This is a genomic window from Microlunatus sagamiharensis, assembly GCF_900105785.1.
GTDB classification, from domain to species: Bacteria; Actinomycetota; Actinomycetes; order Propionibacteriales; family Propionibacteriaceae; genus Microlunatus; species Microlunatus sagamiharensis.
The window spans coordinates 567056-579739 of the sequence record NZ_LT629799.1 but is presented as its reverse complement, the minus strand read 5'-3'; the positions used below and the strand labels follow the sequence as shown (position 1 = coordinate 579739).

The following is a 12684-nucleotide window of genomic DNA, read 5'->3' as shown; positions in this document are numbered from 1 at the left end:
TCCCTCGCTACTGCTCGCCGGGAGGCTTCCAGGTGGGGTCGACCTCCGAGTACCGGGTAGCAGTCTGCCCCAACGGGCCGGGCGCGGCCGAGGGCGCGCCCGGGGTCCCGGGAGCGGCCGGGTAGCTCCCGGCCAGCCCGGCTGGACCCGGGAAGGCCGGCGGCGCGTACGCGGGCACCGCGGCGACGCGGCCGCGCCGGCGCAAGCGCCTCCACGGGTAGTCGGCGGCGCCGACGGGCTGGATCACCGCGGCCGGCCGGAGCGTCCTGATCTTGGCGAGCAGCACGCGTTCGCGGGCGTGCCCGGCGGCGTCGACCAGCCCGCGGTCCATCGAGTCGCGCAGGTAGGCCAGCTCGGTGACGGCGCGCTGGAACCGGAGGGTCGCGAGGAAGGTGGACGGGCCCCGCAACAGCGCGTGCCAGAGCGCGCGGGGGCGGGTGCGCAACCGGGACAGCGGGACCGGGTCGTCGGCCTCGAGCCAGCCGACGCGGACGTAGTCGCCCAGCCGCGTACGGATCAGGCGGCCCTGGGCGAGGAGCTGGCGGACGACGAAGCCGACGAAGCCGAGGACCAGCGGGATCGCGACGAAGAGGAACACGATCAGCTGCTGGCGGCCCGACAGCAGGCTCGCCGCCGTGTTGAAGGTCATGTGCAGCAGCGCGGCGCAGCAGAAGCCGGCCAGCGGCGCGACGACCCGTACGGTCTTCGACCTCGAGCGCATGGCCACGGCCAGGCCGATGCCGGTCATCGACGTGAAGAGCGGGTGGCCGAAGAAGGTGAGCAGCCCGCGCAGCACGAAGACCTGCCGCAGCGCCTCCTCGGGGGGCACCGAGCCGATGGTCCGCGCGGCGTAGCGGTAGGCCCGGCCGTAGTAGAGAATGTTCTCGACGAAGGCGAACGCGGCGCCCGAGAGTCCCGCGAGGACGATGCCGCTCAGCCGGCTGACCCACGCGTAGCGGATCAGGATCGCCAGCCAGAAGAGCACGGTGCCCTTGGCCGCCTCCTCGACGAAGGGCGCCACGAAGATCGCCGCCCGCGCGCCCGTCGCCGGGTCGCCGTCGCCGATGATCGACAGGTGGGCGGCCGCCCAGCTGTTCACCTGCGCTGAGAAGAAGGTCGCGACGCAGGCGCCCCAGCCGAAGGTCATGAACCAGACCCAGAAGCGCTGCGGGCGGAACCGGTCGGCCCACAGGAAGAGCAGCGTCAGCGGGATCACCGTGATCGCGGCGTAGCGCGCCGCGATCGGCACGGCCTCGCGCCCGAGCCCGGGCAGCACCCCGCCGGGCACCTCCTGGTCCGGCACGACCTGGCGGTAGAGCAGCACCAGGCAGACCGCGTACCCCACGACCACGAGCGCGGTCAGCCAGGCGAGCGGTGTCCGCAGCAGCCGCTTGGGCAGCGGCTGGCTCGTGTCGGGCTCGACGGGGAGGCCGTTGCGCGCCTCGTCCCGGCTCCGGTTCGCGGGACGGCGCACGGCGACCGGGGCGGACATGGGTCAAAGGATAGGCGGGGCCCGGCGCAGCGGAGGCGGTCCGGCGAGGGGCGGGCTACTTCGCGAGCGGGTCCAGGAAGGGCCCCACGACCTGGAGGAAGGCGCTCGGGCGCTCCGCGTGCGGGGTGTGGCCGAGGTCGAGGCTGCGGAACGTCGCGTCCGGCATGGCCCGGGCCAGGTCGTGCTGACGACCCTCGTCGGCGGCGCTGCGGGCGCCGGCGATCACGAGCGTGGGCACGGTGATCTTGTTGGCCAGCTCCCACCAGTCCGGGTGCGCCTCGTTCAGCCAGCGGCGCATCATGATCACGAAGCGCCAGTCCCAGCGGCCCTCGGGGTCCGGACCCAGCGGCAGCTCCAGGCGCGGCTTGGCCGCGTCGGGCGGTGGCATCTCCTCGAGCACGAGCATCCGCAGCCGCTCGGGGTGCTGGCTCGCCACGAGGAAGGCGACCGACGCTCCCGTGGAGTGGCCGACGAGGACGGCACCCAGGACCCCGAGCGCGTCCAAGAGGGCGACGACGTCGTCGGCGAGGAGCTGCATCGAGTAGTCGTCGGTCCACTCGCTGTCGGCCCGCCCGCGCAGGTCGGGGGCGATGACGCGGAAGTGCTCGCCGAGCACGGGGGCGACGTGGTCCCAGGTGCTGCCGTCGGCGGTGGTGCCGTGCAGCAGGAGGAGGACGGCCCCGTCGGGGCGGCCCCACTCCCGGTAGCGCAGCACCGGCCCGTTCGCGAGCTGCACGTTCGGCATCCGTGAACCCTAGGCCATGTCTCCCGTACTGGCCGGCACGGCCTGGCGGAGCGCGACCGGTCGGGCCCGTGGAGCACGCCTGGAGGGACTCGAACCCCCAACCGGCGGGGTAGAAACCCGCTGCTCTGTCCAGTTGAGCTACAGGCGCTCGCGCGCGAGGTGCTCGTCAAGGTTAGACCGGGCGAGCCCCGAAGGGCGAGATGGTGTCCACACGACACTTGACGGTGTCCTGAGGACACCAATACCGTCGGCCGACGACGGCCGCAGCCCCGAGGTCGTGACCCTCGCCGCCCCGCCCACCTCCCGGGAGTCCCCTGTGCAGCACCCTCTGCTCCGCCACGCACTGCGCGCCGTGGTCGCGCTCACCGTCGTCGCCCTCGCGGCCTGCGGCACCCGGGCGGCGGAGGCACCCGCCGACGACCCCGCGACCCAGGGCACGGTCGAGTGGTGGGGGTGGGTGCCGGAGGCGGACCTGGCGCCGCAGTACATCGCCGCCTTCAACCGCGAGTACCCGGACATCACGGTCAACTACAAGCTGCTCACGATCGACGGCTACGCCGCCGCCATCCGCCCGGCGCTCGCCTCCGACGCCGGCCCGGACGTCTTCGACGTCGCCTCGGGCGCGCAGTTCGAGCAGTTCAAGTCGGCCGGCATCGACCTGCGGCCCGCGGTCGAGGCGGCGCGCGGACCGGAGTGGAGCTCCTCGATGGCGCCCATCGGCGTCAGCGCCTTCACCGACGACCAGCAGCAGCTCAAGGCGCTGCCCGTCGGACTCGGCTTCGCCGGCCCGGTCTGGATCAACCAGGAGCTCTTCGACCGCTACGACCTCCAGCCCCCGCGGAACTTCACCGAGTGGAAGCAGGTGTGCCGCACCTTCGCGCAGCACGACGTCGGCTGCTTCGTCCAGGGCGCGTCCCAGGTGGCGTTCAACCAGGACACGCTGCAGGCCATCGCCGACACCATCGAGCCCGGTCTGTTCACCCGCGCGACCCGGGGTGGGGCGAGCTGGACCGACCCCGGCCTCGTGCAGGCGCTCACCGTGTGGGGCTCGATGTTCTCCGACGGGATCATGCAGTCCGGCGCGCTCGGCCAGCAGCAGTACCCGGACGCCAACAACGGCTTCCTCTCGGGCCGCTACGCGATGGTGCAGATGGGCTTCTGGTACGCCCAGTACGCCAAGCGGGACACCATGGCCGCCGCCATCAAGGCGGCCGGCGTCCGTGACGCGAAGCCGTTCACGGCCATGCCGATCCCGTTCCCGGCCGCGACCGACACCGGTCGGCCGGGCGCCCTGTTCGGCAGCCCGGACTACGGCCTGGCCGTGAACCGCAAGTCGCGGGTCAAGAACGCCGCCACCACCTTCGCGGTCTGGCTGTCGTCGGCGAGGGCCGGCCAGCAGATCGTCGCGGACTCGCTCGCCGACGTGCCGGCGCTGAACGGCGTGACGCCGCAGCTGGACGGACTCGTCGACCAGGACCGGCAGCAGCCGGCGCTGGAGGCGCTGATCCGAGACGCAGGCACGGTCACCGAGGACCGCCTGCTCGCGAACGCCGACCTCGCCACCGCCATCGGGGACGCCGGCGTGACCGTCGCGACGGGCAAGACCTCGCCCGAGGAGGCCGCCCGCACCCTGCAGGCCGCGGCGGAGGCGGCCCGGTGACCCACCTGCCCGACTACGACGACCTGCCGGTCCGACCGGACCTCCCGCCGCGCTCGGCCTGGGGGGTGTGGGGCGACGAGGACGAGGTGGGAGCGATCAACCTGCTGACCCCCGAGCGGGTGCGCGAGGGCGCCGCCCTCGTGCGTCGCGGCGCCGTGTTCGCGCTGAACTGGGACCTCGAGCTCCCGGACCCGCCCTTCTACGGCCGCGGGCCGCTGCGCCACACCGTCATCGACCAGGGCGACGGCCAGGACGACTACTACGACGCGTTCTACCCCCAGCAGTCGAGCCAGTGGGACGGCCTGAGCCACGTCGGCCACTCCACGTACGGCTACTACAACGGCCGTACGCCGGCCGACTTCACCGGACGTCCGGGCGCGCGCAACGGTGTGGAGCACTGGGCGCGGCGGGGCATCGTCGGGCGCGGGGTGCTGCTCGACGCGGGGCGCCACTTCGCGGCGGCCGGCGACCCGATCCACCCGACGCGCACGCGCGACCTCACCGTCACCGACCTCCGGGCGATCGCGCGGGCGCAGGGCACCGAGCTCCGCGAGGGCGACATCCTGCTCGTGCGGACCGGGTGGATGGAGTGGTACGAGTCGACCACGTACGAGGAGCGGGTCGAGGTCGCGCGGGTGGCGGTCGCCCAGACGATGGAGGGACCGGGCCTGGAGTGCAGCGAGGAGATGGCGCGCTTCCTGTGGGACACCCACGTGGCCGGCGCCGCCACCGACACCTCGACCTCCGAGGCCTGGCCGCACCGCTTCCGCCCGGGCGAGTACCTCCACATGGACGTCCTCGCGCTCCTCGGCATCCCGATCGGGGAGATGTGGTTCCTCGACGAGCTCGCGCGCGACTGCGCCGAGGACCGGGTCTACGAGTTCCTGCTGACCTCGGCGCCCCTCAACAAGGTCGGGGGCATCGCATCGCCCCCGAACGCGCTCGCCGTCAAGTGAGGCGGCTCACGCCCTGCCCTCCTCGTGGTCGCTAGGGTGACCTGGCCATGACCACCCGAGGGCGCAGCCGACGTCCGCTCGCCGCGCAGGACCGGCCGGCGGCGGAGCGCGACGTCGTCGAGCTCCCCTACCGCTCCGACCTCATGGCCAGCCTGGGCGCGCTGCTGAACCTCTGGGACTCCCCGAGTTCCACCTCGAGGTGACCGTCGACGACGGCGTCCCGCTCGACGAGGCCTGCCACCGGATGGTGCGGCACCTGAGCTTCCGCGGACCGATGCGGCCGTCCGCGTTGTCCGACGAGCTCGGCACCGGCCGCTCAAACGTGAGCAAGATGGTCAAGCGCCTGGAGACGAGCGGCCTGGTCGCCCGGGAGCCCGACCCCGGCGACTCCCGCGCCTACCGCGTCCTGCTCACCCCGGCCGGGCTCGACGTCGCCCAGCGCTTCTACGACCTCGGCGACCGCCTGACCGACCAGGTCCTCAGCGACTGGGACGCCGCCGACGTCGAGACCTACACGCGCCTGACCGAGCGCTTCGCGCGCGGCGCCCTCAGCCGGGCCGAGGAGATCCGGCGCCACGGGCTCGACGCGGTGTGAGCGTCCACCGAGCGACGAAAGCTTCGCCAGGCTCAGTACCTTGGGGCCGGTGAGCCAGCCAGAGCGAGGAGTCAGCTGGCGCCAGATCGCGGTGCCCGCGTACGGACCGACGATCCTCGTCTCGATCGGCCAGGGCGCGACGCTCCCCCTCGTCGCCCTGTCGGCCCGCGACCTGGGCGCGAGCGTCGGCGTCGCGGCCTTCGTCGTCGCGCTGATCGGGATCGGGCAGCTAGTCGGCGACCTGCCCGCCGGGGCGCTGGCCGCGCGGATCGGTGAGCAGAAGGCCCTCGTCGGCGCCTGCGCCGTCGACGCGCTCGCCCTGGTCGGCGCCTTCCTCGCCCACTCGCTGTGGGTGCTCGCGCTGGCGATCTTCGTGACCGGGCTGGCCGGGGCGGTCTTCAGCCTCGCCCGGCAGGCCTACCTCACCGAGACCGTGCCGATGCGGATGCGGGCCCGCGCCCTGTCCACGCTGGGCGGGACCTTCCGCGTCGGGCTCTTCATCGGCCCGTTCATCGGCGCCGCGCTCGTCGCGGGACGCGGGGTCGGGACCGCGTACGCGTTCGCCGCCGCGATGAGCCTCTCGGCCGCCCTGCTGACCGCCTTCCTCCCCGACGTGACGCGGACGCAGCGCCGGGCGCGCGCCGGCACCGGCGAGGCGCACGCCACGGTGCTGTCGGTGCTGCGCCAGCACCGGCGCACGCTGCTGACCCTGGGCACGGGCGTGCTGGTGATCTCCGCCGCCCGGGCCACGCGCCAGACGATCGTCCCGCTGTGGGCCGCCTCGCAGGGGCTGAGCCCGAGCACGGTCAGCCTCGTCTACGGGGTGTCGGCCGGGGTCGACATGCTGCTGTTCTACCCGGGCGGCGCGATCATGGACCGCTACGGGCGGGTCTTCGTCGCCGTCCCGTCGATGCTCGTGCTGGGCCTCGGCTTCCTGCTCCTCCCGCTGACCCACGTCACGCCCGCCATCGCCGCGGTCGCCGGCCTGATGGGGCTCGGCAACGGCATCTCGGCCGGGGTGGTGATGACCCTGGGCGCCGACGCGGCCCCCGCCGAGTCGCGTACGCAATTCCTGGGCGGCTGGCGCCTGTGCGCCGACGTCGGGAACGCCACCGGTCCGCTCGTGGTCAGCGCCGTCAGCGCCGTCGCCCCGCTCGCGGCCGCCGCCGTCACCATGGGGCTGCTCACCTGGACCGGCGTCGCCTGGCTCGCGAGGTGGATCCCGCGGCGACCCGCCGGTACGGGCTGAGCCACGTCTAGAGTGACGGCGGTGAAGGACTTCCTGGTCTGGGTCGACTGCGAGATGACGGGCCTCGACCTCGCGCACGACGAGCTCGTCGAGGTCGCCGCGCTGGTGACCGACAGCGACCTGAACGTGCTCGGCGACGGCATCGACGTGGTGGTCAAGCCCAGCGCGGCCGCGCTGGACCACATGGGCGACTTCGTGCGGGGCATGCACGAGCATTCCGGGCTGCTGCCGCTGCTCGACGGCGGGCTGAGCCTGGCCGAGGCCGAGGAGCTCGTGCTCGACCACGTCCGCACCTTCGTGAAGGAGCCGCGCCGCGCACCGCTGGCCGGCAACTCGATCGGCACCGACCGGGCCTTCCTCGCCGTCGGGATGCCGACGCTCGAGGCGTACGTGCACTACCGCAACGTCGACGTCTCCAGCGTCAAGGAGCTCGCCCGGCGCTGGTTCCCGCGGACCTACTACGCCTCACCGGCCAAGAGCGGCAACCACCGCGCCCTCGCCGACATCCAGGAGTCGATCGAGGAGCTGCGCTACTACCGCGACGCCGTCTTCGTCCCGCTGCCCGGCCCCGACTCGGCGAGCGCCCGGGAGATCGCCGCGCGGCACCAGGGCGCGATCACCGGTGCCACCGGCGGGCGGCCCCGCAAGGACCCCGCCGACGGCCCCGAGGACCCGTCCGCGACGACCGCGGCGGAATGAGTTCGGCGCTGACGCCCGTGACCACTACACTCGTCGACGCGCAGCGCACCGGCCTCGGCCACGCGCTGCCACGGTGGGTGTAGCTCAGTTGGTAGAGCACCTGGTTGTGGTCCAGGTGGCCGCGGGTTCAAGTCCCGTCACTCACCCCACGTCGTCGATCGGGCGACCACGGGTCCACCTCGTCGTCAGGGGCCGCGCATGAGAGACCAGCCTGTGAGCTACCAGCCGTACGGCTACCTGGCTCCGCAGACCCAGGTGCTCGTGCAGCCCTACCGCTGCTCCACCGCCCACGTCGTCATCGCGTGGGTCCTGACCGCGCTGACGGGGCTCTACCTGCTGCCCTGGGCGGTCGCCGCGACCCGCAACCGCAGCAACGTCGCCGCCACGGCTCTGATCAACCTCTTCCTGGGCTGGACCGTCATCGGCTGGGTCGTGGCCCTGGTCATGGCCTGCGGCAGCGACCGCCCCGTGGTCGTCGTCCAGGCGTACGCACCCCCAGCGCTGCCTCACCCGCCGCAGCCGTGGGCGCAGACGCCACAGCCGTGGCAGCAGGTCCCGCAGCCGTGGGAGCAGGCTCCGCGCCCGGCGCAGCCCTGGTCGGCCCCGCCGGCCGCGCTGGCGCCGCGCGCCTGGTCCGACCCCGAGCCGACCACCGTGGACCCCCTGGGCACCGAGCCGACGCGCCCGCTGCCCCGCTCGCCGTGGGAGCCCGACCATCGCGGCTGAGCTGCCCGCCCCGGTCCGCCGACCCGCACTCCCGCCGCTCGCCCGCGTACGGCTGCGCGGCGCGATCTGGGCCGGCCGGGCCGCGGCGGTGACGTCGCGGCTGACAGGGCGAGGTTCGGGGACGTCGATCCGCGGTTCGGTGATGCTGCGCCTCGACCCGGCCGCCCTCGGCGAGCTGGTCGCCGGCCGCCGGGTGGCGATGGTGTCCGGGACCAACGGCAAGACCACCACCACGCACTTCATCGCGGCGGCGGTGCGCCAGGCCCTCGGTGCCGACACGCACCGGCTGGTGCACAACGCCGACGGGGCCAACCTGCACGCGGGCATCGCCTCCGCGCTCAGCGAGCACCCGCGCGCCGACCTGGCGGTCCTCGAGACCGACGAGCGCGTCGTCGCCGACCTCGTCCGGCTCGGACGGCCCGAGGTGCTCGTGCTGCTCAACTTCAGCCGCGACCAGCTCGACCGCAACCACGAGATCAAGGGCCTGGGCCGCAGCTGGCGCGACGCGCTCGCCGCCGCCGGTGACGACGGCCCCGTCGTGGTCGCCAACGCCGACGAGCCGCTCATCGTCTGGGCGGTGAAGACCGCCCGCCGCGTCGTGTGGGTCGACACCGCCACGACCTGGACGCAGGACGCCGCGCTCTGCCCGCAGTGCGGCTCGCCGCTGGTCCGCGAGGACGGGACCGGCTGGCGCTGCACCGGGTGCGACCTCGCGCAGCCCGAGGCCGCCTACCGCGTCGTCGGCGACACGATCGTGCGGCCGGACGGTTCGTCGGTCACCCCCGAGCTCAACGTCCCGGGCGGCTTCAACGTCTCCAACGCCGCGTGCGCGCTAGCCGCGGCCGAGCTGCTCGGCATCGACCCGGCGACCGCGGTCGCCGGCATGCGCACGGTCAGCGCGCCCGCCGGCCGCTTCGGCACCGCCACCATCTCGGGCAGCACGGCCCGCCTGCTGCTGGCCAAGAACCCCGCCGGCTGGGCCGAGGCGCTGCCGCTGGCCACCTCGGCCACCGTCGTGCTCGCCATCGACTCGGCCGCCGCCGACGGCCGGGACGTGTCCTGGCTGTGGGACGTCGAGTACGAGCAGCTGGCCGGCCGCACCGTCGTCGCCACCGGACCCCGCGCGCAGGACCTCGCCGTGCGCCTCGCGTACGCCGGCGTCGAGCACCGGGTCGTCCCCGACCTGGCCGAGGCGCTGCGCGGGCACACCGAGCCGGTCGACGTCGTCGCCACGTACACGCCGTTCCAGCGGCTGCGCAAGCTCGGAGGGATCTGATGGGCGACGCGCTCCTGGCCGACGTCTCCGGCGAGTACGGCCCGGGCGACGGGCCCCGCGTCGAGGTCGTGCTGGTCTACCAGTCGCTGCTCGGCATCTACGGCGACCGCGGCAACGCGACCGTGCTGGCCCGTCGGCTGGCCTGGCGCGGGTTCGACGCGGTGCTCACCGTCGTCGAGCCGGGCGAGCCGCTGCCCGACACCGGGCAGGTCTACCTGCTCGGTGGGGGCGAGGACGCCGCGCAGATCTCCGCCGTCCGCGCGCTCCAGGCCGACGGTGGGCTGCACCGCGCGGTCGACCGCGGCGCCGTCGTCTTCGCGGTGTGCGCCGGCTACCAGATCGCCGGGCGCACGTTCACCGTCGGCGACCCGACCGTGCCCGGGGGCGAGGACCAGGTCATCGAGGGCCTCGGCCTGCTCGACGTCACCACGACGCGCGGACCACGGCGGGCCGTCGGGGAGATCCTCAGCCGCTGGCGCGGCCGCTCCGGGGACTCCGACGACTCAGCGCTGCTGACCGGCTTCGAGAACCACGGCGGCTGGACCCGGCTCGGCCCCGACGCCGAGCCCCTGGCCGACGTCGAGGTCGGCGTCGGCAACTGCGCCGACGGCACCGAGGGCGCGGTCAACGGGACCGTCATCGGCACCTACCCCCACGGTCCCGTGCTCGCGCGCAACCCGGCGCTGGCCGACCACCTCCTCGAGCTCGCCCTCGGCGAGGAGCTCGCACCGCTCCCCCGCCCCGAGATCGACGCCCTGCGCACGCAGCGCCTCGCCGCGGTCCGGGGCACCCGCTAGCCGGGACGGCCCCTCGGTAGGGTCACGTCGGTGCAGACCAGGCAGCTCGGACCCTTCACCGTGTCGGCGATCGGGCTCGGCGCCATGCCGATGTCCATGAACAACGACCAGGTCTACCCCGACCACGACGACGCCGTCGCCACCGTGCAGGCCGCGCTCGACGCGGGCATCACCTTCATCGACACGGCCGACGTGTACGCGCCGACGTGGGACTCGATGGGCCACAACGAGCGGATCGTCGGCGAGGCCGTGCGGACGTACGGTGGCTCGACCGAGGGCGTCGTCATCGGCACCAAGGGCGGCATCGTCCGCGGCGAGGGCGAGACCCGGCGCCGCGACGGTTCCCTGGACTACCTGCGCTCGGCGGTGGAGAAGTCGCTGACCGCCCTGGGCGTCGACCAGCTCGACCTCTACCAGTGGCACCGCCCGGACCGCTGGCTCGTCTACGGCGACGTGATCGCGAACTTCAAGACGCTGCAGGACGAGGGCCTGATCAAGGCGATCGGCATCTCCAACGCCAACGTCGAGGAGATCGAGGTCGCCATCGAGGTGCTGGGCGAGGGCGGCCTGGCCAGCGTGCAGAACGAGTTCTCGCCGCGGTTCCGGTCCAGCCAGGACGAGCTCGACCTCTGCGCGGAGCACGGCATCGCCTTCCTGCCCTGGAGCCCGCTCGGGGGCGGCGGCGCGACGGGCATCGGGCGCGAGTTCGCGGCGTTCGCCGAGATCGGCGAGGCGCACGGCGTCAGCCCCCAGCAGGTCGTGCTCGCCTGGGAGCTGTCGCTGGACGACGTCGTCATCCCGATCCCGGGGGCGCGCCGGGCCGCCTCGATCACCGACTCGGCCAAGGCCGCCGACCTGGTGCTCACCGCGGACGAGCTGGCGCGCTGCAGCGCCACCGGCCGGCCCTGAGGTCGGTCGATGCCCGCGACGCATGAGCCGGACGTCGACCCGGACGTCGTCGTGGTCGGCGGCGGGCACAACGCCCTCGTCGCCGCCGCCTACCTCGCGCAGGCCGGCCGCCGCGTCACCCTGCTCGAGGCCCGCGACGAGCTGGGCGGCGCCGTCGCCGGCGCACGGCTGTTCCCCGGCGTGGACGCGCGGGTGTCGCGCTACTCCTACCTCGTCTCGCTGCTGCCCGCGAGCGTCGTCGCCGAGCTCGGTCTCGACCTCGAGCTGCGCTCACGGCGCGTCGCGTCGTACACGCCCACCCAGCGCGGCGACCTGCTGGTCGAACGGTCCGAGGGCGCGGCGACGCGGGCGTCCTTCCGCGCGCTGACCGGTGGCGACGAGGCGTACGAGGCCTGGCGCACCTTCTACGACCGGGTCGCCGAGCTGGCGGCGGTGGTCGTGCCCACCCTCACCCGACCCCTGCCGCACGCGGCCGAGCTGCGCACGGCGGTGCCGGACGCGCTCTGGCACGACCTCGTGGAGCGTCCGGTCGGCGAGGTGCTGACGCGGACGTTCGCCGACGACGCCGTCCGGGGCGTGGTGCTCACCGATGCGCTGATCGGGACGTTCGCCCGCTCGGACGACGCGAGCCTCGTGCAGAACCGCTGCTTCCTCTACCACCTGATCGGCAACGGGACGGGCGAGTGGCGCGTCCCCGTCGGCGGCATGGGCCGCGTCGCGGACGAGCTCGTCCGGGTGGCTCGGGCGGCCGGGGCGGACCTGCGGACCGGCGCGGTCGTCACCGGCCTGACACCGCTGCCCGGCGGCGGTGCGGAGGTCGCGCTGGCCGACGGATCGAGGTTCGCTGCGAGGCACGTCCTGCTCGGATGCGCGCCCGCCGTCGCCAACGGACTGCTCGGCAGCCCGGTCGAGCCGCGCCCCGCGCCCGAGGGCAGCCAGCTCAAGGTCAACCTGCTGCTGCGCCGCCTCCCCCGCCTCCGCTCCGGCGTCGACCCCGCGACCGCCTTCGCCGGCACCCTGCACCTCGGCCAGAGCGCCGTCCGGCTCGACGAGGCGTACGACACCGCGGCCTCTGGCGTGCTGCCCGACCCGCTGCCCAGCGAGGTCTACTGCCACACGCTGACCGACCCCTCGATCCTCGGTGAGGAGCTGCGGGCCTCGGGGCACCAGACGCTGACGCTCTTCGGTGTGCACGCGCCCGCGCGGCTCTTCCGCGACGATCCGGCCGGGATGCGCGACCGGGCGCGGGACGCGGCCCTGCGCTCGCTCCAGGCGGTGCTGGCCGAGCCGCTCGAGGACTGCCTGGCGACCGACGGCGACGGGCGGCCCTGCATCGAGGTCGTCACCCCGGTCGACCTCGAGCACGAGCTGCGGATGCCCGGCGGCCACATCTTCCACGGCGACCTCGCCTGGCCGTGGCTCGCCGACGGCGACCTGCCGCGTACGCCCGACGAGGCCTGGGGCGTGGCGACCGCGCACCCGGGGGTGCTCCTCTGCGGTTCCGGGGCCGTCCGGGGCGGCGCCGTGAGCGGCCTGGGCGGTCAGAATGCGGCGATGGCCGTGCTCGCCGAGGTCTGACC

General features: G+C 74.2%; 13 protein-coding genes and 2 tRNA genes. 12 read left to right on the top strand and 3 right to left on the bottom strand.

Annotated elements, in window-relative coordinates:
• Positions 1-7: 7 nt before the first annotated feature.
• From BLU42_RS02670 to BLU42_RS02660, 3 genes are all read right to left on the bottom strand, one after another.
• Complete coding sequence (locus BLU42_RS02670) at positions 8-1492, bottom strand: PrsW family intramembrane metalloprotease (RefSeq protein WP_091073146.1); 1485 nt, start codon at positions 1490-1492, stop codon at positions 8-10.
• A gap of 55 nt (positions 1493-1547) precedes the next feature.
• Entirely contained in the window at positions 1548-2237 is a 690-nt protein-coding gene (locus BLU42_RS02665; RefSeq protein WP_091073145.1) for an alpha/beta fold hydrolase, read from the bottom strand.
• Positions 2238-2311: 74 nt separating this feature from the next.
• Positions 2312-2385: transfer RNA gene (locus tag BLU42_RS02660), tRNA-Arg, on the bottom strand.
• A gap of 168 nt (positions 2386-2553) precedes the next feature.
• Here BLU42_RS02660 and BLU42_RS02655 point away from each other — a divergent pair.
• From BLU42_RS02655 to BLU42_RS02605, 12 genes are all read left to right on the top strand, one after another.
• On the top strand, positions 2554-3897 hold the full coding sequence (locus tag BLU42_RS02655; RefSeq protein WP_172825739.1) for an ABC transporter substrate-binding protein: 1344 nt from the start codon (positions 2554-2556) through the stop codon (positions 3895-3897).
• Positions 3894-4853, top strand: coding sequence for a cyclase family protein (locus BLU42_RS02650; RefSeq protein WP_157719733.1), 960 nt, complete (start codon positions 3894-3896; stop codon positions 4851-4853). The genes BLU42_RS02655 and BLU42_RS02650 overlap by 4 nt, the downstream gene beginning before the upstream one ends.
• Before the next feature lie 47 nt (positions 4854-4900).
• On the top strand, positions 4901-5056 hold the full coding sequence (locus BLU42_RS20435) for a hypothetical protein (protein ID WP_157719732.1): 156 nt from the start codon (positions 4901-4903) through the stop codon (positions 5054-5056).
• Positions 5053-5448 carry a MarR family winged helix-turn-helix transcriptional regulator gene (locus tag BLU42_RS02645; RefSeq protein WP_091073142.1) on the top strand — a complete coding sequence of 132 codons (396 nt, stop codon included), beginning with the start codon at positions 5053-5055 and terminating at the stop codon, positions 5446-5448. The genes BLU42_RS20435 and BLU42_RS02645 overlap by 4 nt, the downstream gene beginning before the upstream one ends.
• Before the next feature lie 49 nt (positions 5449-5497).
• On the top strand, positions 5498-6697 hold the full coding sequence (locus tag BLU42_RS02640; RefSeq protein ID WP_091073141.1) for an MFS transporter: 1200 nt from the start codon (positions 5498-5500) through the stop codon (positions 6695-6697).
• A gap of 21 nt (positions 6698-6718) precedes the next feature.
• Positions 6719-7396 carry an oligoribonuclease gene (gene orn, locus BLU42_RS02635; protein WP_091079154.1) on the top strand — a complete coding sequence of 226 codons (678 nt, stop codon included), beginning with the start codon at positions 6719-6721 and terminating at the stop codon, positions 7394-7396.
• Positions 7397-7469: 73 nt separating this feature from the next.
• Positions 7470-7545 (top strand) — tRNA-His (locus tag BLU42_RS02630).
• Between the two features lie 49 nt (positions 7546-7594).
• Complete coding sequence (locus tag BLU42_RS02625) at positions 7595-8122, top strand: superinfection immunity protein (protein WP_091073140.1); 528 nt, start codon at positions 7595-7597, stop codon at positions 8120-8122.
• Positions 8123-8267: 145 nt separating this feature from the next.
• A complete protein-coding gene (locus tag BLU42_RS02620) occupies positions 8268-9398 on the top strand; it encodes a Mur ligase family protein (RefSeq protein ID WP_091079150.1) in 1131 nt (376 codons plus the stop codon).
• The gene (locus tag BLU42_RS02615) at positions 9398-10195 is read left to right on the top strand and encodes a type 1 glutamine amidotransferase (RefSeq protein ID WP_091073139.1); all 798 of its coding nucleotides are present in this window, start codon (positions 9398-9400) and stop codon (positions 10193-10195) included. The genes BLU42_RS02620 and BLU42_RS02615 overlap by 1 nt, the downstream gene beginning before the upstream one ends.
• Positions 10196-10225: 30 nt before the next feature.
• Complete coding sequence (locus tag BLU42_RS02610) at positions 10226-11104, top strand: aldo/keto reductase (RefSeq protein WP_091073138.1); 879 nt, start codon at positions 10226-10228, stop codon at positions 11102-11104.
• 9 nt (positions 11105-11113) lie between these two features.
• A complete protein-coding gene (locus BLU42_RS02605) occupies positions 11114-12682 on the top strand; it encodes a phytoene desaturase family protein (RefSeq protein ID WP_091073137.1) in 1569 nt (522 codons plus the stop codon).
• The last annotated feature ends 2 nt before the right edge of the window (positions 12683-12684 follow it).